Origin of the sequence: Bordetella petrii (assembly GCF_017356245.1) — a bacterium.
Classification (GTDB): Bacteria; Pseudomonadota; Gammaproteobacteria; order Burkholderiales; family Burkholderiaceae_B; genus Bordetella_A; species Bordetella_A petrii_D.
Genome location: NZ_JAFMZZ010000001.1, coordinates 3,559,419 through 3,585,864, shown reverse-complemented (window position 1 = coordinate 3,585,864; position 26,446 = coordinate 3,559,419). Strand labels below are relative to the sequence as shown.

The window sequence follows — 26,446 nt, the reverse complement described above, 5'->3', positions numbered from 1 at the left end:
TCCGGTTTGGATGTGTGTGGAAGCGGACAGAGGACGCCGGCCGTTTATTGCGCGTGCGCCTGGGGCGCGGCAGGCCGGGGCCCGGGCCAGGCAGCGCGGATGGCGCACCAGATATCGCGCAGCGCGTACACGGTCATCAGCAGGCCCGCGATCGGCAGGCAGGCATAGGCCCAGGCTTGCGGCAGTTCCAGCACGGGCGTGGTGGCCGAACTGCGCGACACGAACAGGCTGCCGTACACCAGCAGCACGCCGGCGAACAGCAGCCCCAGCACGGCGATGACCAGGCGTTGCAGCCATTCGCCGCGCCCGCCGGCCAGGTAGTCGGACAGCAGCGTGATAGCGAAGTGGTCGCGCTCGCGCCAGAGCGCGCTGGCGCCGATGAACACCAGCCAGGCGAACAGGGTGGTGACGACCTCATCGAACCAGTGCAGGGAATACAGGCCGGTTGCGCGGCTGATGATGTTGGCGGCCAGCAGCAGCGTCAGGGCGACCAGGCAGGCCATGGAGAAAACGCGGAGCGCCAGGCCCAGGATGCGGTCCAGGCGGATGAGCAATTCGTTCATAGCAGGTTCCTTGGCAGCCACAGCGATACTGCCGGCCAGTAGGCCACCATCAGCGTGATGACGGCGATGGCGATCAGCAGCGGCCACAGCTCGGCGACGATTTCGCCGACCTTCACGCCGGATACGCTGCTGACCGCGAACAAAAGAATGCCGACCGGAGGCGTCAGCAGGCCGATCATCGAACACATGACCATCAGCATGCCGAACTGCACGGGGTCCATGCCGATCTGGGCGACGATGGGCATGAAAATGGGCACGGTAATGATGATGACGGCCACGCCCTCCAGGAACAGGCCGATGGCGACCAGCACCAGGATGATCAGCGCGGTGATTTCCCAGGGCACGGTCGACACGGACATGATGGCCTGGATCATGGCGTCGGGAATGCGCTTGTGCACCAGGAACCAGGTCAGGAATCCCGCCGCGGCAATGATGAACAGCACGCGGATGGTGTGCTGCAGCGTGGTCCACAGCACGCCGGGCAAGTCGGATACGCGGATCTCCTTGTAGACGAACAGGCCCAGCGCCAGGCAGTAGCACACGGCGATCACGCCGCCCTCGGTGGGCGTGAAGTAGCCGCTGGCCAGCCCGCCGATGATGATGACGGGCGCCAGCATGGGCAGCAGCGCGCCCATGAACGATTCGCGCAGCTCGCGCAGGCTGGCGCGGCGCTCGACCGGATAGCCGCGGCGCCGCGAGATGAACCAGATGGCGATCATCAGCGAGGCGGTCAGCAAAAGGCCGGGAACGATCCCGGCGATGAACAATTGCACCACCGACACGCCGGTCAGGCCGCCGAAGATGACCATGGGCACGCTGGGAGGGAATACCGGCCCGATGGTCGCCGAGGCCGCCGTGACGGCGGCCGAGAACCTGGGGGTGAACCCGGCATCGTTCATGGCCTTGATTTCGACCTGGCCCATGCCCGCGGCGTCGCCGACGGCCGTGCCCGACATGCCCGAGAAGATCAGGCTGCCTACGACGTTGACCTGTGCCAGGCCGCCGGTGAAGTGCCCGACCAGGGCATGGGCGAACCGGAAGATGCGGTCGGTGATGCCGCCCGTGTTCATGAGGGCGCCGGCCAGGATGAAGAAGGGAATGGCCAGCAGCGTGAAGCCCGACGAGGCGGAAAACATGCGCTGGGCGATCATGGTCAGCGCCTGCGTCTCGCCCGCCAGCAAATAACTGATGATTGCCGTCACGCCCAGCGCCACGGCGATGGGCACGCCGAACAGGATGAGGGCGAGCAGCCCGCCCACGACGAAAATGGCTTGCATAAAAAGTCTCTCGATGCCGGCGCGCGGCGGGCGACCCGGCATGGCGCCGCCACCGCGCGCCGCGCAGGGTTCATTTCGACAGCATGTCCAGGAATGTCTTCATGTTTTCCTGGCCGGCGTACTCGGCCACACGGTCATAGGCGGGCTGCATGACCGCGCGGAACTTGGCGATGTCGGGGCGTGTGACGGCGACGCCGGCGGCTTCGATCTTGGCGATCTCGGCGGCTTCCTGTTCGGCCACCAGCTTGCGCATCAGCAGGCCGGCGGACCGGCTTTCCTCGCGCACCACGGCTTGCTGGTCCGGCGTCAGCTTCTGCCAGCTGTCGCGGCTGATGACGTGCGTCATGCTGTTGTATACGTGCTGGGTCAGGGCCAGGTTCTTCTGCACTTCATAGAGCTTGAAGTGATAGATCACGCCGATCGGGTTCTCTTGCCCGTCGACCACGCCCTGGTTCAGCGCGGCCACCAGTTCGGGAAAGGCGATCTGCGTGGTCGATGCGCCCGCGGCCTCGAGCGCGGCGATGATCTGCAGCTCGGGCGGCGTGCGCAGCTTCAGGCCCTGCATGTCGGCGGGCGTGTTGATCGGGTGCCTGGAGTTGGTGACATTGCGGAAACCGTATTCCCAGGTGGACAGCAGCACCAGGCCCTTTTTCTCCAGGCGCGGCGCCACCCAGTCATGGAACGGGCCGTCCAGCACCCGGTGCGCGTCCGCATAGCTGGCGAAGGCGTACGGCGTCATGACGGTGGCGAAGGCCTTTTCGTATTTGTCGAGGGCGCCCTGGGTGGGCAGGTTCATGTCGATGACACCCACCGAAGTCTGCTCCAGCTGGTCCGGGGGCGAACCCAGCTGGTTGGCGGGATACAGCTCGATCAGCAGCTCGCCCTGGGTGCGCGCTTCGACGTTTTTCTTGAACTGCAGGGCGGCGATATGGGCCGGGTGCGATTCCGCGGCGAAATGCGCCAGCTTGAGGGTGGTGGCGGCCTGCGCGCCGGCCACGGCCGACAGGGCCAGCCCCGCCGCGGCCAGCAGGCGGGCCACGGGGCGATAGGGTGTTGCGTGCATTTCAGTCTCCTTTCTCTTGTGGTGATTGCGCGCCGCCCGCGGCGGCACGCTCATGCTGCGGCTCTCAAGGCCCGCTCGCGAAGCTCGGTCAGGGTGGCGCGCGGCGTCAGGATCTCGGGCTCGATGTCGAGCTCGATCAGCGCCGCGCCAGGGGCCGCCAGCGCCCGCTGCAGCGCAGGCGCGAATGCCGCGCTGTGGTCGACCCGCTCGGCATGCAGTCCGAACGACCGGGCATACATGACGAAGTCGGGATTGCAGAGGTCGGTGCCCACGGGGCGGCCGGGATAGTTGGTTTCCTGGTGCATGCGTATGGTGCCGTACATGCCGTTGTTGAAGACGATGAATACGATGGCCAGTCCGTGGCGGCGCACGGTGGCAAGCTCTTGCGAGGTCATCAGGAAGCAGCCGTCGCCCGCCAGGCACACGACCTGGCGCTCCGGATGGCGCAGCTTGGCGGCGATGGCGGCCGGAACGCCATAGCCCATGGCGCCGCTGGTGGGCGCCAGCTGGCAATGCGCGCGCGAGAACTGGTAATAGCGGTGCGCCCAGGCGCTGTAATTGCCGGCGCCATTGGTAAGAATGGCGTCGGGGGCCAGGGTGTCGCGCAGCGCGATGATGACCTCGGCCGGATCCAGCCGCGCCTGGCGGGGCGCGCGGGCCACGTAGCTGTCATAGTGGCCGCGCAGTGTCCCGCGCCATGCCTGGCGGGGCGCGGCGTTCACCGGAGGCAGGGCGGCCGCCGCCTGCGCAAAGGCATTCATGCTGCTCAGTATTTGCACGTGAGCCTGGTATACGCGGCCCAGTTCTTCGGCCGAGTTCAGCACATGCACCAGGCGCTGGCGCGGCACCGGCACGTCGAGCAGCGTATAGCCGCTGGTTACGATTTCTCCCAGGCGCGTCCCTACGGCAATCAGCAGGTCGGCATCGCGCACGGCCCGGGCCAGCGCCGGGTTCACGCCGATGCCCACTTCGCCCACGTAATGGGGATGGCGATTGTCGAACAAGTCCTGCCGGCGGAAGGCGCAGGCCACGGGCAGGTCGTGCTGGGTGGCGAAGCGCGCAATGGCTTCGCGCCCGGCCGGCCCCCATCCGGGCCCGCCCAGCAGCATCAGCGGGCGCTGCGCGCCGGCAAGCAGCGTGTGCAGGCGCCGCATCGCACCGGGCGCCGGATGCGCTTCCGGGATCTCCGCCTGAGCGGTTTCCACGGGAAAGGCCGATTCGGTCAGCATGTCTTCGGGCAGGGCCAGCACCACCGGACCGGGCCGGCCCGACTGCGCCACGGCGAAGGCGCGCGCCATGAATTCCGGCACGCGCGCCGCCTCATCGATCTGGGCCACCCATTTGGCGAACGGGCCGAACATGCGCCGATAATCGATTTCCTGGAAGGCTTCCCGCTCGATCATGTCGCGGCCTACCTGGCCCACCAGCAGGATCATGGGCGTGGAGTCCTGGAAGGCGGTGTGCACGCCGATGCTGGCGTTGGTGGCGCCCGGGCCGCGTGTCACCAGGCAGATGCCGGGGCGGCCCGTCAGTTTGCCGTGGGCCTCGGCCATGAATGCGGCCGCGCCTTCGTGCCGGCAGGTGATGACGCGTATGGCGGCCTGCTGGGCATACAGCGCGTCCAGTACATCCAGGTAGCTTTCGCCCGGCACGCAGAATACGGTGTCGGTGCGCTGGGCCAGCAATGCATCGACAATCAGCTGCCCGCCGGTGCGGAGTGAGGAATGGTCGCTCATAGTTGCGCCGCGCCCCTGTCCGCGTCAGTCGACCGACGCGCCGGAAGCCTGCACCAGCGCGCGCCAGCGCTCGACTTCCTGCTCTACGTACGGCTGGAAGGCGGCATGGCCGTCGCCCACCGGATCGGCGCCCAGCTCTTTGAGCCTGTCCTGCACGGCCGGCGCGGCCACGCTGGCGGTGATGGCGTCCGACAGCTGTTGCACCACGTCGGGCGGAGTGCCGGCGCGCACGAACAGGCCGAACCAGGAACGCGCGGTCATTTCGGGGAACTGTGTTTCGGCAAAAGCCGGCACGTCGGGCAGCGCGGCGTGCCGCTGCTGGCCGGTGACGGCGATCGGCTTCAGGCGGCCGCCCTGCACTTGCGACAGCACTTCGGGCAGATTGGCGAACATGAACTGCACCTGGCCGCCGATCAGGTCGTTCAGGGCCGGCGCGCCGCCTTTGTACGGCACATGCGTGGCGTGCCCGCCCGACAGCGAATTGAATTGCGCGCCGGCCAGGTGCGCCGCGGTGCCGGTGCCGCCGGACGCGTAGGCCAGGCGGTCGCCGTTCTTGCGCAGGTAGGCCGACATTTCCGCGGCCGTGCCGGCCGGCACCTGCGGGTTGACCACCAGCAGCAGGGGCACCGATGCCAGGTTGGACAGGCCGGTGAAGTCCTTGGTCAGGCTGTAGTCCAGGTGGCGGTACAGGGTGGCGTTGATGGCGTGGCTGGAAGTGGCCATCAGCAGCGTGTAGCCGTCCGCGTCGGCGCGCGCGGCGGCGCCGGCGCCGATGTTGCCGTTGGCGCCGGCGCGGTTCTCGACAATGACGGGCTGCCCCAGCTTCACGGCCATTTCCTGGGCCACGGTGCGGGCGATGACGTCGGTGGCGCCGCCCGCGGCAAACGGCACCAGGATGCGTACCGGCCGGTCGGGGAAAGCCGCCGCCATGCCGCACGACAGGGCCAGCGCGCCGGCCAGCGCGGGGCGCAGCAGGCGCGCCAGGGTCTGGTTCATGGATGTCTCCTATGTCCGGCCATGCTTGGCTGGCCGTGTTGTCCACATGTGCGGATGCGGCGCCGCCAGGGGCCGCGGCGCATCCGGTATGGAGCACACTGTACGCAGGGTGGGCGCGCAACCGTTAGGACGGATCAGTGCTTGAATTGCACTTTTTTGCGGGGTCAGTCGCGCAGATTCAGGTAGTTGCGGCGGAACTCGCCCGGCGTCAGCGAAGTGTGCTTCTTGAAGAAGCGGGTGAAGTAGGCCGGGTCCTCGAAGTTGAGCTGGAACGCGATGCCCGCAATACCGGACTCGGTATTGATGAGCAGCCGCTTGGCTTCCAGCACGACGCGGTCCTGGATCAGCTGGCCGGCCGTGCGCCCCATGGTGCGCTTGACCGCTTCGTTGAGCTGCCGCTCGCTGACGCACAGCGCGTCGGCGTAATCGCGGATGCTGCCGAACGACAGGTAGCGTTCTTCGATCAGCAGGGTGAAGCGCTTGACCAGCGGATAGCTGGGCCCCGCGGTGAGCGTGCGTTCGTCGACGGGATACAGGCGGCGCAACTGGGTCAGCAGGATCAGCAGGTGCGAGCGCACCACGTCGTAGCGGCCCAGCTGGCGCGCCTGCATTTCCTGCTCCATGGCCTGCAGCAGCGGCAGCATGCCGTCATGCTGCGCGGGGCTGAGATACAGCACCGGGCTGCCGCTGGTGGGGTGGAAGAAGGGAAACTTGGCGATGTCGTCGGCGCGCGGGAACATGTGCGTGAAGAACGCCGTGCTGATGTTCATGACATAGCCTTGCGGCGCCACCGACGAACTCCAGGCATGCAATTGGCCGGGCGCCAGGAAGAACACCGAACGGTCGCGCACGTCGAGATGCTGGAAGTCCAGCATGTGCGTGCCCTGGGCGCGCGTCATCCACAGGATGTGATAGTAGGCATGGCGATGCGGGAAGCCGCGCGGGATCTCCGGCCGGCTCTGCAGCCTGACCAGGTCGAAATAGAACGACCCTTCGCCCGCGAAGTCCGTCGATTCGAACGTGGGGAAGTCTGCAGCAGCAGCGGTGTGGCCGTGGCCGGCATCGGGCGCCCGGATCATGTCTGCGTAGGCTCAGGTTGGTCTGCGGTCGTGCCTTCGGGGCGAAAACTGTACCATCTCATGGTAATTGATATTGATATTTATTCCTATTTGTGAAATACTTGATCCCGCTACCAGGTCAGAGCGGCCTGAGCAGAGTCTTGAAGTGATTGCCCCGGCATTGCCGGGGCTTTTTTTTGCTTGCCCCGCTGCGCCCGCCTGCACTCATAAAAATTTTGCAGCAACCCGAAACCTGGCGCGGGTTGTAGGGGGCCGTATCCGGGTCTAAGCTGGAGTCTGGCTATCGACAGGCGGCGCCTGCGGAGCCGGCAGCACAGCCCGCGCGCCGCAAGGAGAGCGGCGTGCGGCATGTAGTGGATTTGTCGGGGCGGGTCGCCATCGTGACCGGCGCCAATTCGGGCATCGGGCGCGGTATCGCGCTGGAACTGGCGGCGGCGGGCGCCCGCGTGGTGGTCAACCATCGCCCCGGGGCCGACTCCCGGCGGCGCGCCGCCGAAGTGGTCGAGGCCATTGCCGACGCCGGCGGCACGGCGGTTGCAGCCGCCGCCGACATCAGCCGCGAAGCCGACGTGGAGCAGCTGTTCCGCGCAGCCCGCGACAACTTCCAGGCCCTGGACATCCTGGTCAACAATGCCGGCATCGAACAGCCGGCCGCCATCCAGGACATGACGCTGGCGCAATGGCAGCAGGTCATCGACGTCAACCTGACCGGGCAGTTCCTGTGTTCGCGCGCCGCGGTGCGCGCGTTCCTGGATCGCCAGCCCAAGCCGCCGCCCGACGCCGCGGCGGGCAAAATCATCTTCATCAGTTCGGTGCACGAAGTCATCCCCTGGGCGTTCCAGGCCAACTACGCCGCGTCCAAGGGCGGCGTGTCGCTGCTGATGCAGTCGCTGGCGCAAGAGCTGGCGCCCATGAAAATCCGCGTCAATTCGGTGGCGCCGGGCGCGATCCGCACGCCCATCAACGCGCCGGCATGGAACACCCCGGAAAGCCTGGCGTCGCTGCTCAAGCTGATCCCGTACGGGCGCATCGGCGAGCCGGACGATGTGGCGCGGGCAGTGGCGTGGCTGGCCAGCGACGCGTCCGACTACGTCACGGGCTCGACGCTGTTCGTCGATGGCGGCATGACGCTTTATCCCGCATTCCGCGGTGCGGGCTGAGCGCGATGTCCAAGCCCATTGAAGACTACGGATTGATCGGCAATATGCTGTCGGCCGCGCTGGTGGGGCGCGACGGCTCGATCGACTGGCTGTGCCTGCCGCACTTCGATTCCCCCGCCTGTTTCGCCGCCCTGCTGGGCGACGAGAGCCACGGCCGCTGGCTGCTGGCGCCGCGGCAGCCGGATGCGCCGGCCACGCGCCGCTACCTGCCCGACACCGCGGTAATCGAGACGCGCCACACCACCGCCACGGGCGCGGTGCGCGTGTACGACTTCATGCCTCTCAGCGACAACGACGAGCGCGCCGACGTGGTGCGCATCGTGCGCGGCGAGTCGGGCAGCGTCGAGATGCGGATGGAATTGACGCTGCGCTTCAACTACGGGCAGGCCGTGCCCTGGGTGCGGCGCCGCGACTACGGGCTGAGCGCCATTGCCGGGCCGGATGCGGTGGAACTGCACACCTCGGTGGCGGTGCAGGGCCAGGCCATGAAAGGCGTGGCGCGCTTCACGGTGCGGGAAGGCCAGACGGTGCCGTTCACGCTGTCGTACCACCGTTCGCACCGCACACCGCATTTTGTGCCCGACCGCATGGAAAGCATGGACCGCACCATCGCCTGGTGGCATGAATGGGCCAAGCGCTGCCGCTGGGAAAACGGCCCCGGCGTGCGGCGCGAGGCGGTGGTGCGTTCGCTGATCACACTGAAGCTGCTGACCTTCCAGCCTACCGGCGGCATCGTGGCCGCGCCCACCGCGTCGCTGCCGGAAGAGCTGGGCGGCAGCCGCAACTGGGACTACCGGCACTGCTGGCTGCGCGACTCGGCGCTGACGCTGTACGCGCTGCTCAACGCGGGCTACCGCGAAGAGGCCGAGGCCTGGCGGCAGTGGCTGCTGCGCGCCGCGGCCGGCCACCCCAACCAGATCCAGATCATGTACGGCATTGCCGGCGAACGCTGGCTGCCGGAGCACGAGATTCCGTGGCTGCCGGGGTACGAGGCCAGCGCGCCGGTGCGCATCGGCAACGCCGCCGCCGGGCAGATGCAGCTGGATGTGTACGGCGAACTGATCGAGACGCTGCACGCCGGCCGGATGGCCGACCTGGCGCCGCTGGCCGAGGCCTGGCGCATGCAGAAGGTGCTGCTCAAGCCGCTGGAGCAGCTGTGGGACCAGCCCGACCACGGCATCTGGGAAATGCGCGGCCCGTGCCGCGCCTTCACGCATTCGCGGCTGATGTGCTGGGTGGCCCTGGACCGCACCATCAAGTCGTGCGAACGCTTCGGGCTGGACGGGCCGATGGAGCGCTGGCGCAAGCTCGCCGAGATCATCCGCCGCGATATCTGCACGCACGGCTACGACGCCGGGCGCAACACCTTCGTGCAGTATTACGGCGGCACGGCGCTGGACGCCAGCCTGCTGCTGATTCCGCAAGTGGGCTTCCTGCCCCCCGGCGATACGCGCGTGGCGGGCACCATAGCAGCCATCGAGCAGGACCTGCTGCGCGACGGCCTGCTGCTGCGCTACAGCACCCGGCACAGCGACGACGGCCTGCCGGGCGACGAAGGCGTCTTCCTGGCCTGCAGCTTCTGGCTGGCCGACGCCTACATCATGCAGGGCCGGCTGGACGATGCCGAGCAGCTGTTCGAGCACCTGCTGTCGCTGCGCAACGACCTGGGCCTGCTGGCCGAAGAATACGACGTGGTGCGCAAGCGGCTGGTGGGCAATTTCCCGCAGGGGTTTTCGCACATCGGGCTGGTGAACACGGCCTACAACCTGAGCGCGGCCGGCGGCCCGGCGAACCAGCGCTCTTCGCGCGTCGCGCCGCGCGAATAAGCGCCGCAAGCGGGCGCTACTGCGGCTGGATCTGCGCGGCGTTGACGATGTCGCGCCACTTCTTGCCTTCCGACTCGGTGAAGCGGGCGAAGGCCTGCGGATCCGATCCGACCGGTTTGGCGCCCAGGCTGGCGTATTGGCGCACCAGGTCAGGCTGCTTCAGGGCGCGCGCCGCGTGCTGCGACAGCTTGGCCACGATTTCGGGCGGCGTGCCGGCCGGCGCCCACAGGCCGTACCAGGTGCTGATGTCGAACCCCGGATAGCCGGCTTCGACCATGGTGGGCACATCGGGCAGTTCGTCGACGCGCTGCGTGGTGGTAACCGCCACGGCGCGCAGCTTGCCCGACTTGATGAACGGCATGGCCGACGGCATCGAATCGAACATCAGCTGGATCTGCCCGCCCACCAGATCGGTCAGGGCCGGCGCGCTGCCTTTGTAGGGCACGTGCTGCATGGCCAGGCCGCTGCGCACTTTGAACGACTCGCCGGCCAGCTGCTGTGCCGACGCGGTGCCGGCCGAGCCGAAGTTCAGCGGGCGCGTCTTGCCCAGCTTCACCAGGTCTTGCACGGTGCGCACGCTGGAGCTTTCGGGCACCACCAGCACCAGCGGCACGTCGGCCAGCTGGGTGATGGGCGCGAAATCCTTGAACGAGTCGTAGCGCATCGACTTGTACAGGTACGGGTTGATCACGTGCAGCGAAGCGTTAGCCAGGAAGGTGTATCCATCGGGTTTGGCGCGCGCGACCAGGTCGGCGCCGATCATGCCGCTGGCGCCGGGCTTGTTCTCGACCACCACGTTCTGGCCGATGGTCTTGGACATTTCGGCGGCCACCAGGCGCGACACGGTGTCGGTGGGCCCGCCAGGCGGGTAGGGCACCACCATGGTGATCGAACGTGTGGGGAAGTCGCCGGCGGCTGCCGCCGGCGGCGCGGCTGCCAGGCAGGCCAGCGACAGGACGGCCGCGGGGCGGCGCAGAAAATGCGGCAGGGCAAGCATCGAGATGTCTCCTATTCTATTTTGAGCGCCACCTTGCCGATGACGCGCCGGGTTTCCAGCGCGGCCAGGGCGGCGGCAAGATCGGCGGCCGGATACACCGCCGTGACAGCAGGCCGGATCCGCTGCTCGCGGGCCCAGTCCAGCAAGGTGCGCATGGCGCGCTGCAACGCCGGGGCGTGCGCGATGCGTTCATCGGCCGGGGTCCAGCCCAGGTAGCGGCCGTAGAAAAAGCCATGCAGGGTAATGTTCTTGACCAGCAGCAGGTTCAGCGGCGCCGCGGGCACCTGTCCGCTGGCGAACCCGATGGACAGCATGCGCGCGTTGGCGGCGGCCGCGCGCACGCTGAGCTCGAAAGCCGGGCCGCCCACGGTATCGAACACGATGTCGGCGCCCAGGCCGCGGGTATGGCCCTTGACCCGGGCCGCCAGGTCGTCGCCGGCCGCCAGCGCATGGGCCGCGCCTGCGGCAAGCGCGGCCTGGCGCTTGGCTTCGGTGCTGGCGCAGGCGATCACGGTGGCGCCCAGCAGGGCGGCGATTTCTACCGCGGCCAGCCCCACGCCCGAGCCCGCGCCCAGCACCAGCACCGTGTCGCCGGGCTGCAGCGCGGCGCGCCACAGCAGGGCGGTGTAGGCTGTGCCATAAGAGATCGGCACGGGCAGCGCCGACAGCGGATCCAGGCCCTCCGGCACCGGGTACACGGTGTATTCGGGCAGGGTCAGGCGCTGCGCATAGCAGCCCCAGCGCGACACGGCCACCACGCGGTCTCCCACCGCCAGCCGCGAAACGGCCGCGCCGCGGGCGGCCACGCGGCCCACGGCCTCGGTGCCCGGCACAAACGGCAGCGGCGGCCGGCTTTGGTAGCTGCCCTCGATCAGCAGCCGGGTGGCGTGGCTGACGCTGGCATGGTCGATCTGGATGGTGACTTCGTGCGGGCCGGGCGCGGGGGCGTCATCGATGTCGCACAGCGCCACGTCCTGCACCGGCCCGTGGCGTTCGCAAAGCAGGGCGCGCATCATGCCGGCTGCTCCGCCTGGCGCACGATGCCGTCGCGCAGCAGCGCCTGGATGTCGTCCGCGGCCACGCCCCAGTCGGCCAGCACCTGGGCGGAATGCTGGCCGATCGCGGGCGCGGCGGCCAGCGGGCGGCGGCCCGCCAGGCCGGGCGCGCGCGCGTAGGGCAGCGGGGCGCCGCCGGCCTGCGCCAGCGGCTCCAGCAAGTCCAGGTGCCGCGCCTGCGGATGCGCGGCCAGCTCGTCGTAATCGCGCACGCGCGCGTGCAGCACGTCTTCGCGGGCCAGCCGTTCGGTCCAGTAGGCCGAAGGCTGCCCGCGCAGCTGGTCGGCGAGTTCGGCGTGCAGCGTGTCGCGCCGGGCCATGCGGCTGGCGTTGTCGGCATAGGCCGGGTCCGCCAGCCACTGCGGGCGGTCCAGGGCGCGGCACAGGCGGGCGAACTGGTCGTTGTTCAGCGCCAGCACCGACAGGCGCCCGTCCGCGGTGTCGAACACCCCGTTGGGGGCGCTGACGGGACCCGCCACGCGCTGGCCCGCCATGCCGTGGGCCACGATGTCATTGACCTGCAGCGCCGCGCAGGCCTGGAACAGGCTCAGTTCGACGTGGCTGCCGCCGCCGCCGCGCGCCTGCCGGTACAGCGCGGCGCTGACGGCCTGCGCCGCATACAGGGCAGTGGCGATGTCGGCCATCAGCAGGCCGATGCGGCGCGGCTCGCCGTCGGGCGACTGGTTGGCGGCCATCAGCCCGCTGTCGGCCTGCATCACCGAGTCCGATGCGGGGGCGTTGGCATACGGGCCGTCCTGGCCGTAGCCGCTGATCGAGACATACACCAGTTCGGGGCGCTCGGCCGCCAGCTCGGCATAGTCCACGCCGATGCGCGCGGCCACGCCGGGCCGGAAATTCTGGATCACCACATCGGCCTGGCGCGCCAGCCGCCCCAGCATCGCCCTGCCGCGCGGGGCGCGGGCATCCAGGCACAGGCCGCGCTTGCCGGCGTTGTAGGCGATCGACAGGGCGCTGTGCGCGCCGCGCACCACGCCCACGTGCCGCCCCCAGTCGCCGTCGGGCGGCTCGACCTTGACGACATCGGCGCCCTGCTGCCACAGGATCTGCGCGCAGTACGGGCCGGCGATGCCCTGGCTGATATCCAGGATGCGCAGGCCATCGAAAGGCAGGGGCGGAACGGCGGAGGGCGAAGCGGGCATGGGCGGCGGCGGAGAAGTGGGTGTATCCACCGATGGTAGGCAGCCCCGCCGGGTTCGACAATGCATCGACTTGTGCCTTGAATGGTGAACCATGTTTGACAATATTCCCGACCTGAACCTGGTCCGGCTGTTCGTGGCCATGGTCGAGTCGCGCAATCTCAGCGCGGCCGCGCAGCGCTGCGGCATGACCCGCTCGAACATGTCGCACCGTCTTAAGCGCCTGGAACTGGCGCTGGGCGCGCAGCTGCTGCGCCGCACCACGCGCCATGTCGAACTGACCCAGGCCGGCCGGCTGCTGTACCAGCACGGTGTGCGCCTGCTCGACGAAATGCGCGCCGCCCAGTCCAACATCGACAGCCTGGGCAGCACGGTGCGCGGCGATGTGCGCGTGCGGCTGCCCACCGGGCTGGGCCACTTGTACCTGGCGCCGGTGCTGCTGGAATTCGCGCGGCGCTATCCCGACATCGCCCTGCGCGTGCACATCAACGACAACATCGGCGACCTGGTGTCGGCCGAGGTCGACCTGGCCCTGAAGATCACTTCGGCGCCGCCGGAAGACCACGTCGCGCGCCGCCTGTGCGCCATCCAGTGGAGCCTGTGCGCGGCGCCCGCCTTCCTGCTCGACGGCCGGCCGGTGCAGACGCTGGAGCAGCTGGGCCGCTGCTCGATGATCGCGCCGCAATCGCTGGGCCGCCGCTTCGACCTGCGGCTGAAGCACGCGCATGGCGACCCGCTGATCCTGCGCGTGGCGCCGCGCCTGCAATCGGGCGATTACCCCTTCCTGCGCGAGGCGGTGCTGGCGGGGCTGGGCGTGGCGCTGCTGCCGCGCTACGCGGTATGGAACCAGCTGCGCGACGGGCAGCTGCGCGAGGTGCTGCCCGAATTCGAGCCCGAGGGCGTGGGCAACGCCATTTACCTGCTGACCGCGCCCAACCGCTTTCCGTCGATGGCCACCCGCGCGCTGGCGGGCTTTGTGCAAGAGCACATCGAGCAGCATCACCGCGATTGGCTGCGGCCGGCGCCATCGGCCTGAGCGAGCGGCGCGGCCGGATCAGTGCTGCGGCGTGTAGCGCAGTTCGTCCAGCGCATAGCCCTGCGCGCGCGCGGCCTGCCGGGCCTGCTCGAACTGGTCGGCCGGCAGCTGCGGCGTGCGGGACAGGATCCACAGGGTCTTGTGATCGGGGCCGCCGACCACGGCCCAGCGATACTCGCTATCCAGGCCGATGATCCAGTAGTCCGGCGCGGGCTGCAGGAACTCGGCCCGGTACTGTGCGCCGGCCGCGCCTTCGCGCGGCAGCGCCAGGCCCGACATGGCGGCGATGTCGCCGTTCTTGGTGCGGCAGCGGTTGTTGATGTGCAGGCCGCCCTGCGGGGCCACGGTGTATTCGACCGTGGCATCGCCCACGCAGCGCCGCTGCAGCGGCGTGGGCAGGCTGGCGATTTCATACCATTTGCCGGCGTAGCGCGCGGGGTCGATGTCGACCGCCTTGGGCGGCGGCGCGGCGTGCACCGCGCCGGTCAGGCCAAGCGCGGCCAGCAGCGTGAAGACGAAATGGCGTGGCATGGGCGGCCTCCTGGGCAGCCCGTCGCGGGCGCCGCGCGGCGGGCGGAAACCTCAACGATACGCCATCGCGCGGCCGGCGTGTCGCGGTTTCGCCGCTTCAGGCGCCGGGCGCCTTCAGGGCGGCCTGGTAGCGCGCCACGTAGGTGTCGAAATCGACGTCGTCGGATTGTTCCAGGCGCGCCTGTTCGGCATGCGACTGGCGCGCCGCTTCGGCGTAGCCGGCGGCCACGTCGGCCGGCAGCGCCTGCGCGCGCAGCGCATCGGCATGCCGGCGGCTGAGCTGCAGGGAATAGTCGTGGAACGACACGCCCTGGTCGCGCAGGTCGGCCAGCAGGCGCGCCGAGGGCGTGTCGTCGGCGTGGTCGAGCTTGGCGCGCTGGGCCTGCAGGGCGCGTGCGTAGGCGTCGCCGCCCAGCGCCTGGTCGTACAGCGCGGCGTAGGGGGCGATGTGGTCGAGCAGTTCGCGGCCCCAGTCGGGCAGGCTGATGGCCACCCCGTCGCGGTCGAGCATCAGGCCGGGCTTGCGGCCTTCTTTGACCACCACCGAGAAGTTGTCGGCGCTGCGCTGGCAATAGCCGTTTTGCGGAAAGTAGGGGCTGTCGGAGGCCGCGCAGAACAGCAGGAACGCGTCCATGAAGCGCGCCGTATCGGGCGCGATGCCGACCGGCTGCTGCGGATCGATGTCGAGGCAGCGCACTTCCACATACTGCACGCCGCGTTCGGCCAGCGCCGTGACGGGGCGTTCGCAGCGGCCCGTGGCGCGCTTGGGGCGGATACTGGAGTAGTACTCGTTTTCGATCTGCAGCACGTTGGTGTTGAGCTGGATCCATTGCCCGTCGCGGTGCGTGCCGATGGCCTGGTAGTCGGGCCAGGGCTGCGTGACGGCGCCGTACAGGCGGCCCAGGAAGGTTTCCAGGTCGTTGTAGCAGAGCTTGAGCTGCGACTGCGCCTTGTTGTTCTGGTAGCCCAGGTCGCTCATGCGCAGGCTGGTGGCGTGCGGCAGGTACAGGGTGTCGGCGCCCAGGGCCTGCAGCGGGTGCGGACGGTTGCCCATGAAGCTGCGCGACAGCGCCGGCGCGGCGCCGAACAGATACATCAGCAGCCAGGAATAGCGCGTGAAATTGCGGATCAGGCCGATATAGCCGCGCGAACGCCGGTCTTGCGGATCGGCGGCGGCGGGGTCCAGGACTTCCCACAGCGCTTCGGGCAGCGAAAAGTTGTAGTGCACGCCGGCGATGCACTGCATGGCCTTGCCGTAGCGTTCGGCCAGGCCGCGCCGGTACACGTGCTTGAGCATGCCGGTATTCGAGCGGCCGTACCAGGCGATGGGAATGTCGGCCTCGGCCGGCAGCGTGGCCGGCATGGACTGGTTCCAGATGTATTCGCCGTCGAGCACGCTGTAGACGAAGCGATGGGTGTTTTCGAGTTCGGCCAGCAGGGGCTCGACCCGGCCGTGGGTGCCGGTAATGAGTTCGAGCAGCGCTTCGGAATAATCGGTGGTGACGTGTTCGTTGGTCAGCGCGGCGCCCAGGCCATGGGGGTGGGCGGTGGCCGCCAGCCTGCCGTGGGCGTCCACCCGCAGGCCCTCTTTTTCGATGCCGCGCAAGGTCTGGGCAAGCAGGTCGGCATGGGCCTTCAGGCGGGACAAGCGGCTGGCAGCGGTATCGGTCACGGTCATATCGATATTCGGGGATTGAGCGCGGATTTTACGAGGTGTGGGCAATTCGTGCCGAGGGAGCCTGCACTGCCGCCAGGGACAATTGACCAGACACAGCGCCGCCCCGGGATCGGCGACAATCATGCAGTATCCCTGACGCGTACTGGAGACCGCAACACCATGATTTCCAAGCTGTTTCGCCTGTTGTCCGCGCGGCTGCCGCAGCTGTTGTGCGCGGCCCTGCTGCTGGCGGCCTGCTCGCCCAGTTACAACTGGCGCGAAATAGAGGTGGCCGACGGCCATGCGCGCGCGGCGTTTCCGGCCCGGGTGCAGACGCAGACGCGCGAGATTTCTTTGGGCGGCCAGGCGCTGCGGTTCACGCTGGCCATGGCCGAGGTGGACGGCGCGATGTTCGCGGTGGGCCATGCGCCGCTGCCGCTCGGGCTGGCCGGCGATGCGGCCGCGCGCGAGGCGCTGGGCCGCGCCTTGATGCAATCGTTGTATGCCAACCTGGGCGCCCAGCCGCCCCAGGCGCTGCCAGACTATGGCGATGAGATCGAGGTGCACGGCCAGGCGGGGCAGAAACCCGGCTGGCTGCTGGCCAGGGTGTGGGTGACGGACAGCATGCTGATCGACGCGGTGGCCGCCGGCAGCCCGGACAGCCTGCCCAGAGCGCGCGCGCAGGAATTCGTGCGCGCGGTGAAGCTCAACCGATAAGCGCGGGCAGCAGGCCCTGGCTGAGCGCCACGGCTACCGCGGCGCGGCGGTTGTAGACCCCCAGCTTGCTGCAGGCGTTGCCGATGTGGAAATTGACCGTGCGTTCGCTGACGCCGAGGATGACGGAGATTTCCCAGCTGGTCTTGCCCAATGCAGACCAGTGCAGGCAATCGCGTTCGCGATTGGAAAGGGGTTTTGCTGGCATGGCGGGGGAGTGCGAAGAGTGGCGGGGCCGGAAACGGCGGAGCCGATTTTCCATGCGTGCCGGATTCCCGCCAGCGTGTTGCCGCGCCGGGCGCCGAGTTATCGGACCGATCCGAAGCGTGCCCGGGCCCGCCCTACCCAGCGGCCTGCGCGAACATTCCCCGCAGGGTGTGCGTGATCGCCTGCTTGCCGTGGCGGCGCCGTTCCAGCATGCCCACCCGCCGCATGATCGCCGGCCCGGGCAGCGGCTTGACCGCCAGCTGCTTGCTGGCGCGCCAGTTGGCGTTGGCCAGCAGCGGCACCACCGCCACGCCGTAGTCCTGGCGGACCAGTTCGGCGATGGCCTCGATGGAGTTCAGTTCCAGAATGGCGTTCGGCGCCGCGCCTTGGCGCGCCAGCGCCTCGGTGATCAGGTGGCCGGTCCAGAGCGAGCGGTCGAATTGCAGGAAGGGCTCGGTGGCCAGCAGCGACGCCACTGATTTGTGGCGCAGCCGCGCGGCCGCGATCAGCACCAGGGGCTCCTGGTACAGCGGCGCCCATACCAGGGCGGGCTCGACGCCGTGCGGCGGCTCGGTGACCACGGCCGCGTCCAGTTCGCCGGCCGCCACGCGCGCCGCGAAATCGGCTGATTGCCCCGCCAGCAGCGTGATGTGCAGGCCGGGGTAGTCGCGCTTGATGCGCGCCAGCACGGTGCCGAAGGTGCCCATCAGCGACGACACCAGCGTGCCGATGCGCAGGCTGCCGCGCAGCGTGTCGCCGCTTTGCGCCAGCAACTGCTCGTAGCGCGCCACCAGGTCTTCCAGTTCGGCCAGGATCTGGCGGCCGTGCGGCGTGGGCACCGCGGCCTGCGCGCGGCGTTCGAACAGCTGCGTGTCCAGTTCGCTTTCCAGGTTCTTGATCTGCAGGCTGACGGCGGCCTGGGTCAGCCCGACATGGCGGCCGGCCGCCACGAAGCTGCCCAGCTGGGCGGCCGCCAGGGCAGTGCGGAATTGGCGGATGGACGGCATGGCGCGCGTAAGTATAAGAAAAATTTGGTCTACCGAAAATAATTAATAGTTTTACTTTTGTCAAAGCGCAGCGCACCATGAAAAGCATTGTTTTTGGGGCAGAACAGGCATGCCACAGCAAGATTCGAGTTCCGGCGTCCTGCGGGTCAGCGTGTGGCGCGGCGGCGCCGACGGCGGCTTTCAGGTGTTCGAGGTGCCGCGCCGCGACAACCAGACGGTGCTGGACGTGGCCACCCACATCCAGCGGCACCTGGATTCGACGCTGTCGTACCGCTATGCGTGCCGCGTGGGCATGTGCGGGTCGTGCGCCATGACGGTCAACGGCGTGGCGCGCTGGACCTGCCGCACCCATGTCTCGCGCGTGGCGCGCGGCGGCCGCATCGAGCTGGCGCCGCTGTCGAACCTGCCCATCGTCAAAGACCTGGTTACCGACATGGCGCCGTTTTTCGACAAGTGGCAGCGCGCGCAGGGCCGCTTTGCCGGGCATGCCGGCCGCCATGATCCGGTGGCGCGCGTCGATCCGGCTTCGCCCCGGCGGCGCGCCGCCGACGCCGGCATCGAATGCATCGGCTGCGGGGTCTGCTATGCCTCGTGCGATGTGGTCAGCTGGAAGCCGCAGTTCCTGGGGCCCGCGGCGCTGAATCGCGCCTGGACCCTGGTGAACGACGAGCGCGACAGCGCCGGCGCGCGGCGCCTGGCGGCAGTGGCGGGCGACGCCGGCTGCCACAGCTGCCATACACAAGGGTCCTGTACGGTGCGATGTCCCAAGGGCATCGCGCCCACCGCCGCAATCGCCGGGCTCAAGCGCGTGACCGCGCGGGCCGCCGTGCGCGGCGAATTGCCCGATACCGGCGACGCCGGCGACGGGGCCGGCCATGCGGCCAGCCTGTCCGGAGCCGCGCCATGAGCGCGGCGGGCGCCGCGCGGCGCTGGTACTGGCAGCGTGTCAGCGCCATGGCGATGGCGTTGTTCGTGCTGGCGCACCTGGCTGTCATCACGCTGGCCGTGCGGGGCGGGCTCAGCGCCGCCGAGATCCTGGGCCGCACGCGCGGCAGCCTGGCGTGGATGGCGTTCTACGGCATCTTCGTGGCGCTGGTGGCGCTGCATGCCGCCATCGGGCTGCGCAATGTGCTGGATGAGTGGGCGCCGGCGCGCAAGGCCGCCGGCCCGCTGGGGCTCGCGGCCGGCGTGCTGCTGCTGGCGCTGGGCTGGCGCGCCGTGGCCGCCGTGACATTCGGAGGCTGAGATGAAGACCCACTCCCGAAGCGCGGTGGAGCATTGAGATGCGTCTGAATGACTTTCGCGCCCGTACGCATGCCAGCTGGCTGGCGTTTGCCGTGCATCGGATTTCCGGGCTGTTGCTGCTGGCGTTTCTGCCGGTGCATTTCTGGACGCTGGGGCTGGCGCTGCGAGGCGAGGCCGCGCTGGACGGCGCGCTGCGCTGGTACGAGGCGCCCGTCTTCAAGTTCGGCGAGTGGGCGCTGGTGCTGTGCCTGGCGGTGCACCTGGCCGGCGGGCTGCGCCTGCTGTGGATCGAGTTTGCGCCGTGGGGCGGCTTGCGGCGGCGCTGGATCGCCGCGGGCACGGCCGCCTCGCTGGCGGTGTCTTTGCTGTTCGTTGCCAACATGCTGGGTTGAGCCATGTCCGAGATCGACTACGCGCAGGTGGAAGATGCCGCGCGCGAACTGTACATACGGGCGCTGAAGCGCCTGCCCGACGACATCAAGCAGGGTTTCGAGCGCCTGCGCGGCGCCGAATCGTCCGAGCGCGCGCGTTCCATCCTGGACACCATGACCACCAACATCGCGGTGGCCGAAGCGCGCGACAACCTGTTGTGCCAGGACACCGGCCTGCCCATCTACAACGTGCTGGTGGGGCGCCGCGTGGCGCTGGACGGCTGGCGCCTGAAGCAGGCCATCCGCGCCGGCTGCGAGCGCGCCACCCGCGAGCACCCGCTGCGTTCGAGCGTGGTGCACCCCATCAGCCGCAAGAATGCGCACACCTCGTGCGGGCCGGGAGTGCCGGTCATCCATGTTGATTTCTGCGAAGACGACGAGCGTTTCGAGATCGAGATGATTCCCAAGGGCAGCGGTTCCGAGAACAACTCGTTCCTGCGCATGGCGATCCCGGCCGAAGGGCTGGACGCCGTCAAGACCTTTGTGATCGACTGCGTGATGCAGGCGGGCGGCAAGACCTGTCCGCCCACCATCGTGGGCGTGGGGGTGGGCGGCACTTCGGACCTGTGCGTGCACCTGGCCAAGCAGGCCGCCACGCGGCCGCTGGGGTCGCGCTGCGGCGACCCGCTGGGCGCGCAGCTCGAACAGGAACTGTCGGAGGCCGTCAACCAGCTGGGCGTGGGGCCGCAGGGCCTGGGCGGCGACGCCACCGCCTTCGCGGTGCACGTGGAGCTGGCCGCCACCCACATCACCATGAACCCCGTGGCCGTCAACATGCAATGCCATTCGGCGCGCCGCGCGCGCGCCGCCTTCACGCCGCGCGGCGTGCAGTACGGCTTTTGAGCGCACCAGGAGCCGCAGCCATGACTCACCACAACCTGGCCATGCCGATCACCGAGGCGCAGGCGCGCGCGCTGCGCGTGGGCGACACCGTGACCTTGCAGCACACGCTGTTCGGCATCCGCGATGCCAGCTATATCGCCCTGTTCGACCAGGGCCGCGCCACCCGCTTCGACATGGACGGCCACGCGGTCATCCACACCGCGCCGAATGTCCGCAAGGTTGAGGCGTCGCCGCGCAACCCGGCCGGCTACGAATCCGTGTGCATTGGCACCACCACGTCGGCGCGCATGGAGCGCTTTACGGGCCAGTTGATGCGCCAGTGCGGGGTGCGCCTGATCATCGGCAAGGGCGGCATGCAGCAGGGATCCCGCCAGGCGTTCATGGAGCAGGGCGGCGCCTACCTGGCCATCGTGGGCGGCACCGCGGCGCTGGAGACCACCTGGATCGAGTGCATCGAAGATGTCGACCTGGACGACCTGAACCCCGAGTCGCTGTGGAAATTCCGCATCCGCGACTTCGGGCCGCTGCTGGTGGCCATGGACAGCCACGGCGGGTCGCTGTACGACCAGGTGGCCGAAGATGTCGCCGCGCGGCGCCAAGCCGTGCTGGCCAGCCTGGGAGTGGGGCGATGAGCGCGGCCGGGATGCAGGTGCGCCAGACTGATGTGCTGATCCTGGGCTCGGGCGGCGCCGGGCTGTTCGCGGCCCTGCATACGCACGACGCGGCGCCCGGCCTGGACATTACGGTGGCGGTGAAGGGGCTGCTGGGCAAATGCGGCTGCACGCGCATGGTGCAGGGCGGCTACAACGTGGCCCTGGCCGAAGGCGATTCGCCCGAGCGGCATTTCATGGACACCATCGAAGGCGGCAAGTGGCTGCCCGACCAGGAACTGGCCTGGACGCTGGTGAACACGGCGGTCGAGCGCATCCACGAGCTGGAAAACGAACTGGGCTGTTTCTTCGACCGCAATGCCGACGGCACCCTGCACCAGAAAGCCTTTGCCGGCCAGACCTTCGACCGCACGGTGCACAAGGGCGACCTGACCGGCATCGAGATCATCAACCGGCTGGCCGAACAGGTGTGGGCGCGCCGCATCCACCGCATGGAAGAGCACCGCGCGGTGGCGCTGGTGCCCGCGCGCGACGGCCGGCGCATCGCGGGCGTGCTGATGATAGACATCCGCACCGGCGGGTTCGTGCTGGTGCGCGCCAAGGCCGTGCTGCTGGCCACCGGCGGCGGCCCCACCATGTACCGCTTCCACACGCCTTCGGGCGACAAGAGCTGCGACGGCCTGTCGATGGCCCTGCGTGCCGGGCTGGGCCTGCGCGACATGGAAATGGTGCAGTTCCATCCCACCGGCCTGCTGGCGGGCGCCGACACCCGCATGACGGGCACCGTGCTGGAAGAAGGCCTGCGCGGCGCGGGCGGGTACCTGCTCAACGGCGCCGGCGAACGCTTCATGCAGGCGGTGGATCCGCGCGGCGAGCGGGCCACCCGCGACATCGTGTCGCGCGGCATCTATGCCGAGATGCGCGCCGGACGCACCTCGCCCAATGGCGGCGTGTATATCGAGATGGGCCACCTGGGGCCGGACAACGTGCGCCGCCAGTTCAAGGGCATGGTCGAGCGCTGCGCCGACTGCGGATTCGACTTGGCCGGGGGGCGGGTCGAGGTGGTGCCCACGGCGCATTACATGATGGGCGGCGTGCTGTTCCAGCCCGATTGCCGCACGGCGCTGGCGGGGCTGTATGCCGCCGGCGAAGACACCGGCGGCGTGCACGGCGCCAACCGGCTGGGCGGCAACGGCGTGGCCAATTCCACGGTGTTCGGCGGCATTGCCGGCGACGCCATGGCGCGCTGGACGCCCGGCCAGGACTGGGCCGAACCCGATGCCGCGGCGCTGCAGGCGGCATTGGCGCGCGCGCAGGCGCCGCTGGCGCGCCGCGGCGGCGACCTGCATGCGCTGCGCGAGCGGCTGTCCAGCGTGATGTGGGACGACGCCGGCATCGTGCGCGACGCCGCCGGCCTGAACCGCGCGCTGTCCGCCCTGGGCGATCTGCGTGGCGAGCTCGACCAGATGGGCGTCACGGAAGCCACCCGCGCGTACAACATGGCCTGGCACGACTGGCTGAACCTGGACAGCCTGGTGCATGTCAGCGAAGCCATCGTGCGCGCCGCGCTGGCGCGCGAAGACTCGCGCGGCGCACATTTCCGGGCCGATTTCCCCGAGGTGCGCGACCTGGAGCATTCCTGGTTTTCGGTGGTGGCGCAGCAGGACGGGGTCATGCAGGTCAGCCGGCGGCCTGTGCAGTTCACGCGCGTGCAGCCGGGGCAGACCTTGTTGCAGCAGGCGGCGGCTTGACGCCGGTTCGGCCGGACACCTGAAAACAGGGCCGGCATTCGAGGAGACAAGCATGGCAATACGGGCAACTCTGTGGCGGCTGCTGGCGGCCGCGGCCTGGCTGGCGGGCAGCATGATGCTGGCGGGCAGCGGCATGGCGCAGCCATATCCCCAGCGGGCGGTCACCCTGGTGACGCCGTTCAGCGTGGGCGGCGACGCCGACCTGGCGGCCCGCAACCTGGCCGCCGCGACGCAGCGCTACCTGGGCCAGCCCCTGGTGGTGCTGAACCGCGCCGGCGCCAACGGCGCCATCGGCTCGCAATACGTGAAAGAGGCCGACCCCGACGGCTATACCCTGCTGATGGCGCGCGTGGGGTCGCAGGCCATCCTGCCGGCCCTGCAGCAGAGCCTGTCGTACCGCTGGGACGACTTCACCTTCCTGGGCCTGCTGGAGCTGAATCCCTATGTATGCGCGGTGCCGGCAAAGTCGCCGCATCATTCGCTGGCCGACCTGGTGGCGGCCATCAAGGCCAGGCCCGGCGTGCTGAACTACGCCAACAGCGGCCCGGCCACGGTGCTGAACCTGGGCCCGCAGCTGCTGTTCAGCGTGCTGGGGCTGCCGCCCACCGCGGCCATGCCCATTACTTACAAGGGCTCGGGCGACGCCGTGGTGGCGGCCCTGTCGGGGCAGGTGGATTTTGTCTGCACCAACTATGCGCCGATCTCCGGCCCGCTGCACGATGGCCGCCTGCGCGCCCTGGTAACGACCACGCCGGCGCGCCTGCCGACGCTGCCCGACGTGCCCACTGCGCGCGAGGCGGGTTTTCCGCAGCTCGAGGTCATTACGGGCTGGAGCGCCTTGTACGGCCCGCCCGGCATGGACAAGGCGGCGGTGCGCAAATGGGCCGAGGTGCTGCGCGGTGTATCGTCGGACCGCGGCTGGAACGAAGGCACCCGCAAACTGGGCAGCGTGCCGGACGTGCGCGCGGCGGCCGCGACGCGCGAGTTCGTGCAGGCCCAGGTGCAGGCCTACCAGAAGCTGGGGCGCGCCACGGGCATTTCACTGAAGTAGCGCGAACCCGGCAATCATCCCGCTGCGCGGCGTTGCGCGCAGCCTGGCAGAACAAGGAGTCTCATCGATGGCAGTTTCCGCTCGCGGCGCCGACAGCCTGGCCCGTTCGATCAAGGCGGCGGGCATCAGCCGCCTGTTCACGCTTTCCGGCAATCACATCATGCCCGTGTTCGATGCGGCCCTGTCGGCCGGCATCGAACTGGTGCACGTGCGCCACGAGGCCAGCGCCGTGCACATGGCCGACGCCTGGGCGCGCCTGACCGGAGAGCCGGGCGTGGCGCTGGTAACCGGCGGCCCGGGCCATGCCAACGCGGTGTCCGCGCTGTACACGGCGCAGATGTCCGAATCGCCGGTGGTGCTGCTGTCGGGCCATGCGCCCAATCGCCAGGCCGGCTGGGGCGCCTTCCAGGAAATGGACCAGGCCGCCATGGCGGCGCCGGTTGCCAAGGCCTCGTGGGCCGCCGGGTCGGCGGCCGGACTGGCGGCCGACTTCGCGCGCGCCTGCCGGGTGGCGCGCAGCGGCCGGCCCGGTCCGGTGCACTTGAGCCTGCCCACCGATACGCTGGAGCAGCCCGCCAGCGGGCCGCTGCCGGTGGCGCGCGACTATGCGCAGCTGCCGATGCCGCTGGACGGCGGCCAGGCCGCGGCGCTGGCGGCCCGCCTGGCGCGCGCCGAACGGCCGCTGGTGCTGGTGGGCCCGCGCGGGCTGACCGACGCGGGCCGGGTGCGGGTGGCCGCGCTGCAGCAGGCCTGGGGCGTGCCGGTGGTGGCCACCGAAAGCCCGCGCGGCGCCAATGACCCCGCGCTGGGCGCGTTCGCGCCCGTGCTGGCGCGCGCCGATTGCGTGCTGCTGCTGGGCAAGCGCCTGGATTTCACCCTGCAGTTCGGCCAGGCGTTCGACCCGGCATGCGAGTTCATGCAGATCGATGCCGACGAGCGCGAATGGGCGCGCACGCAGCGCGCGCTGGGCGAGCGCCTGCACGAGACCGTGCTGGCCGATACCCATGCCGCGCTCGACGGCCTGGCGCAGCTGTCGGTGCGCGGCGCGCCGGACTGGCTGGCCCAGGTCGAGGCGGCGCTGGCCTACCGGCCGCCGGCCTGGCGCGATGCCCGGGGCGCGGACGCCGGCCTGCATCCCGCCGAACTGTGCCGGGCGGTGCAGCAGGTGCTGGATTCGCACGCCGATTCGGTGCTGGTGTGCGACGGCGGAGAATTCGGCCAATGGGCCCAGGCGTGCCTGCGCGCGCCGCATCGCGTCATCAACGGCGCGGCGGGGGCCATCGGCAGCGCCCTGCCCATGGCCCTGGCCGGGCGTCTGGCGCATCGCGATGCGCCGGTGGTGGCCATGATGGGCGACGGCACGTTCGGCTTCCATTGCGCCGAACTCGATACGGCCGTGCGCTACGGGCTGCCCTTTATCTGCGTGGTGGGCAACGACGCACGCTGGAATGCCGAATACCAGATCCAGCTCAATAACTACGGCGCCGAACGCCTGGTGGGCTGCGAACTGCTGCCCACCCGCTACGATCGCGTGGCCGAAGGGTTCGGCGCGCGCGGCGCCTGGGTCGACGGGGCCGACGCGCTGGCCCCGGCGCTGCAGGCCGCGCTGCGCGCCGGGCTGCCGACCTGCGTGAACGTGGCGCTGGCCGGGCTGCCGGCGCCCGTGGTGCGGCAGCACTGAGGCGGGGCGCGCCGCTACATGGAAACCTGGCTGCTGCTGGCCCTGGGCGCATGCGTGGCCGCGTTCGTGCAGGGCCTGGCCGGTTTCGGCTTCGGCCTGGTATCGATGGCGTTCTGGTCCTGGACGCTGCCGCCGGCGCTGGCGGCGCCCGCGGTGGTGTTCGGGTCTCTGATCGGCCAGCTGCTGGCGGTGCGCTCAGTGCGGCATGGCATCGACTGGCGCCGCCTGGCGCCGTTCCTGCTGGGCGGGCTGGTTGGCGTGCCGCTCGGCGTTGCGTTGCTGCGCTATGTCGACCCGGCCGCTTTCAGGCTGGGCGTAGGCGTGGTGCTGCTGGTGTATTGCCCCGCCATGCTGCTGGCGGCCGAACTGCCCCGCATCACGCGCGGCGGCCGGGTCGCCGACGCGGCGGTGGGCTGGCTGGGCGGCGCCATGGGCGGCTTCGGCGGCCTGCCCGGGCCGGCGCCCACGCTGTGGTGCGTGCTGCGCGGCTGGCCGCGCGACCAGCAGCGCGCCGTGTTCCAGAGCTTCAACCTGGCCATGCACGCCATTACCCTGACCGGCTACGCCACCGCCGGCCTGCTTACGGCCCGCACCGTGCCGGTGTTTGCCATTGTGGGCGCCGCCGTGCTGGTGCCGGCGCTGGCCGGCGTGCACCTGTATCGCCGCTTCAGCGATGCGGCGTTCCGCCGCCTGGTGCTGGCGCTGCTGACCCTGTCGGGCGTGGCCCTGGTGGCCGCCGGCGTGCGCGGTTTCTGGCCGTAGCAGCGCCGGC

General features: G+C 69.7%; 26 protein-coding genes. 13 read left to right on the top strand and 13 right to left on the bottom strand.

Features of this window, described 5'->3' with window-relative positions; translation table 11 throughout:
- Positions 1–44: 44 nt before the first annotated feature.
- The 6 genes from J2P76_RS17185 to J2P76_RS17160 all read right to left on the bottom strand — a co-directional run bounded on the left by J2P76_RS17185 (position 45) and on the right by J2P76_RS17160 (position 6,714).
- A complete protein-coding gene (locus J2P76_RS17185) occupies positions 45–563 on the bottom strand; it encodes a TRAP transporter small permease (protein WP_207408887.1) in 519 nt (172 codons plus the stop codon).
- On the bottom strand, positions 560–1,840 hold the full coding sequence (locus tag J2P76_RS17180; RefSeq protein WP_207408886.1) for a TRAP transporter large permease: 1,281 nt from the start codon (positions 1,838–1,840) through the stop codon (positions 560–562). Before J2P76_RS17180 ends, J2P76_RS17185 begins: the two co-directional genes overlap by 4 nt.
- A gap of 70 nt (positions 1,841–1,910) precedes the next feature.
- Positions 1,911–2,903 (bottom strand): TRAP transporter substrate-binding protein, encoded by a 993-nt coding sequence (locus tag J2P76_RS17175; RefSeq protein WP_207408885.1) that lies wholly within the window; start codon positions 2,901–2,903, stop codon positions 1,911–1,913.
- Between the two features lie 50 nt (positions 2,904–2,953).
- Positions 2,954–4,639, bottom strand: a complete 1,686-nt coding sequence (locus J2P76_RS17170) for a thiamine pyrophosphate-binding protein (protein ID WP_207408884.1) — start codon at positions 4,637–4,639, stop codon at positions 2,954–2,956.
- A gap of 24 nt (positions 4,640–4,663) precedes the next feature.
- Entirely contained in the window at positions 4,664–5,635 is a 972-nt protein-coding gene (locus tag J2P76_RS17165) for a Bug family tripartite tricarboxylate transporter substrate binding protein (protein WP_207408883.1), read from the bottom strand.
- 164 nt (positions 5,636–5,799) lie between these two features.
- Positions 5,800–6,714 carry a helix-turn-helix domain-containing protein gene (locus J2P76_RS17160; RefSeq protein ID WP_207408882.1) on the bottom strand — a complete coding sequence of 305 codons (915 nt, stop codon included), beginning with the start codon at positions 6,712–6,714 and terminating at the stop codon, positions 5,800–5,802.
- A gap of 341 nt (positions 6,715–7,055) precedes the next feature.
- Here J2P76_RS17160 and J2P76_RS17155 point away from each other — a divergent pair, with 341 nt between their 5' ends.
- Both J2P76_RS17155 and J2P76_RS17150 read left to right on the top strand, forming a co-directional pair.
- The gene (locus tag J2P76_RS17155) at positions 7,056–7,874 is read left to right on the top strand and encodes a glucose 1-dehydrogenase (RefSeq protein ID WP_207408881.1); all 819 of its coding nucleotides are present in this window, start codon (positions 7,056–7,058) and stop codon (positions 7,872–7,874) included.
- Between the two features lie 5 nt (positions 7,875–7,879).
- Positions 7,880–9,700 (top strand): glycoside hydrolase family 15 protein, encoded by a 1,821-nt coding sequence (locus tag J2P76_RS17150; RefSeq protein ID WP_207408880.1) that lies wholly within the window; start codon positions 7,880–7,882, stop codon positions 9,698–9,700.
- Between the two features lie 16 nt (positions 9,701–9,716).
- Here the strand turns inward: J2P76_RS17150 and J2P76_RS17145 are convergent, their stop codons facing one another.
- Genes J2P76_RS17145 through J2P76_RS17135 form a run of 3 tightly spaced genes read right to left on the bottom strand, consistent with a single transcriptional unit; the run spans position 9,717 to position 12,912 of the window.
- Complete coding sequence (locus J2P76_RS17145) at positions 9,717–10,697, bottom strand: Bug family tripartite tricarboxylate transporter substrate binding protein (protein WP_207408879.1); 981 nt, start codon at positions 10,695–10,697, stop codon at positions 9,717–9,719.
- Between the two features lie 11 nt (positions 10,698–10,708).
- The gene (locus tag J2P76_RS17140; RefSeq protein ID WP_207409243.1) at positions 10,709–11,710 is read right to left on the bottom strand and encodes an NADPH:quinone oxidoreductase family protein; all 1,002 of its coding nucleotides are present in this window, start codon (positions 11,708–11,710) and stop codon (positions 10,709–10,711) included.
- Positions 11,710–12,912 carry a CaiB/BaiF CoA transferase family protein gene (locus J2P76_RS17135; protein WP_207408878.1) on the bottom strand — a complete coding sequence of 401 codons (1,203 nt, stop codon included), beginning with the start codon at positions 12,910–12,912 and terminating at the stop codon, positions 11,710–11,712. The genes J2P76_RS17140 and J2P76_RS17135 overlap by 1 nt, the downstream gene beginning before the upstream one ends.
- Positions 12,913–13,003: 91 nt before the next feature.
- Here J2P76_RS17135 and J2P76_RS17130 point away from each other — a divergent pair, with 91 nt between their 5' ends.
- Positions 13,004–13,945 carry a LysR family transcriptional regulator gene (locus J2P76_RS17130; protein ID WP_207408877.1) on the top strand — a complete coding sequence of 314 codons (942 nt, stop codon included), beginning with the start codon at positions 13,004–13,006 and terminating at the stop codon, positions 13,943–13,945.
- Between the two features lie 18 nt (positions 13,946–13,963).
- Here the strand turns inward: J2P76_RS17130 and J2P76_RS17125 are convergent, their stop codons facing one another.
- Positions 13,964–14,476: a lipocalin family protein gene (locus J2P76_RS17125; RefSeq protein ID WP_207408876.1), complete on the bottom strand. Its 513-nt coding sequence runs from the start codon at positions 14,474–14,476 to the stop codon at positions 13,964–13,966.
- A 97-nt stretch (positions 14,477–14,573) separates the two neighbouring features.
- Positions 14,574–16,148 carry a glutamate--cysteine ligase gene (gene gshA / locus J2P76_RS17120; RefSeq protein ID WP_207408875.1) on the bottom strand — a complete coding sequence of 525 codons (1,575 nt, stop codon included), beginning with the start codon at positions 16,146–16,148 and terminating at the stop codon, positions 14,574–14,576.
- Between the two features lie 165 nt (positions 16,149–16,313).
- On the opposite strand from gshA, the gene J2P76_RS17115 reads away from it, so the two are divergent.
- Positions 16,314–16,850: a hypothetical protein gene (locus tag J2P76_RS17115; protein WP_207408874.1), complete on the top strand. Its 537-nt coding sequence runs from the start codon at positions 16,314–16,316 to the stop codon at positions 16,848–16,850.
- On the opposite strand, the gene J2P76_RS17110 is transcribed toward J2P76_RS17115, so the two are convergent.
- Both J2P76_RS17110 and J2P76_RS17105 read right to left on the bottom strand, forming a co-directional pair.
- The gene (locus tag J2P76_RS17110; protein ID WP_207408873.1) at positions 16,840–17,055 is read right to left on the bottom strand and encodes a helix-turn-helix domain-containing protein; all 216 of its coding nucleotides are present in this window, start codon (positions 17,053–17,055) and stop codon (positions 16,840–16,842) included. The two genes, J2P76_RS17115 and J2P76_RS17110, sit on opposite strands and share 11 nt — an antisense overlap.
- A 133-nt stretch (positions 17,056–17,188) precedes the next feature.
- On the bottom strand, positions 17,189–18,061 hold the full coding sequence (locus tag J2P76_RS17105; protein ID WP_207408872.1) for a LysR family transcriptional regulator: 873 nt from the start codon (positions 18,059–18,061) through the stop codon (positions 17,189–17,191).
- Between the two features lie 109 nt (positions 18,062–18,170).
- Between J2P76_RS17105 and J2P76_RS17100 the strand changes: the two genes are divergently transcribed.
- The 9 genes from J2P76_RS17100 (at position 18,171) to J2P76_RS17060 (ending at position 26,436) form a co-directional block, all read left to right on the top strand.
- Positions 18,171–18,968, top strand: a complete 798-nt coding sequence (locus tag J2P76_RS17100) for a succinate dehydrogenase/fumarate reductase iron-sulfur subunit (protein ID WP_207408871.1) — start codon at positions 18,171–18,173, stop codon at positions 18,966–18,968.
- Positions 18,965–19,306: a succinate dehydrogenase gene (locus tag J2P76_RS17095; protein ID WP_207408870.1), complete on the top strand. Its 342-nt coding sequence runs from the start codon at positions 18,965–18,967 to the stop codon at positions 19,304–19,306. The genes J2P76_RS17100 and J2P76_RS17095 overlap by 4 nt, the downstream gene beginning before the upstream one ends.
- 38 nt (positions 19,307–19,344) lie before the next feature.
- Complete coding sequence (locus J2P76_RS17090; protein ID WP_207408869.1) at positions 19,345–19,698, top strand: succinate dehydrogenase; 354 nt, start codon at positions 19,345–19,347, stop codon at positions 19,696–19,698.
- 3 nt (positions 19,699–19,701) lie between these two features.
- Positions 19,702–20,580: a fumarate hydratase gene (locus J2P76_RS17085; RefSeq protein ID WP_207408868.1), complete on the top strand. Its 879-nt coding sequence runs from the start codon at positions 19,702–19,704 to the stop codon at positions 20,578–20,580.
- A gap of 20 nt (positions 20,581–20,600) precedes the next feature.
- Positions 20,601–21,212 (top strand): fumarate hydratase C-terminal domain-containing protein, encoded by a 612-nt coding sequence (locus J2P76_RS17080; RefSeq protein ID WP_207408867.1) that lies wholly within the window; start codon positions 20,601–20,603, stop codon positions 21,210–21,212.
- Positions 21,209–22,942: an L-aspartate oxidase gene (locus tag J2P76_RS17075; protein ID WP_242697395.1), complete on the top strand. Its 1,734-nt coding sequence runs from the start codon at positions 21,209–21,211 to the stop codon at positions 22,940–22,942. Before J2P76_RS17080 ends, J2P76_RS17075 begins: the two co-directional genes overlap by 4 nt.
- 52 nt (positions 22,943–22,994) lie before the next feature.
- Positions 22,995–23,993: a Bug family tripartite tricarboxylate transporter substrate binding protein gene (locus tag J2P76_RS17070; protein ID WP_207408866.1), complete on the top strand. Its 999-nt coding sequence runs from the start codon at positions 22,995–22,997 to the stop codon at positions 23,991–23,993.
- Positions 23,994–24,060: 67 nt separating this feature from the next.
- Entirely contained in the window at positions 24,061–25,674 is a 1,614-nt protein-coding gene (locus tag J2P76_RS17065) for a thiamine pyrophosphate-binding protein (protein WP_207408865.1), read from the top strand.
- Between the two features lie 18 nt (positions 25,675–25,692).
- Entirely contained in the window at positions 25,693–26,436 is a 744-nt protein-coding gene (locus tag J2P76_RS17060) for a sulfite exporter TauE/SafE family protein (protein ID WP_207408864.1), read from the top strand.
- Positions 26,437–26,446 lie beyond the last annotated feature (10 nt).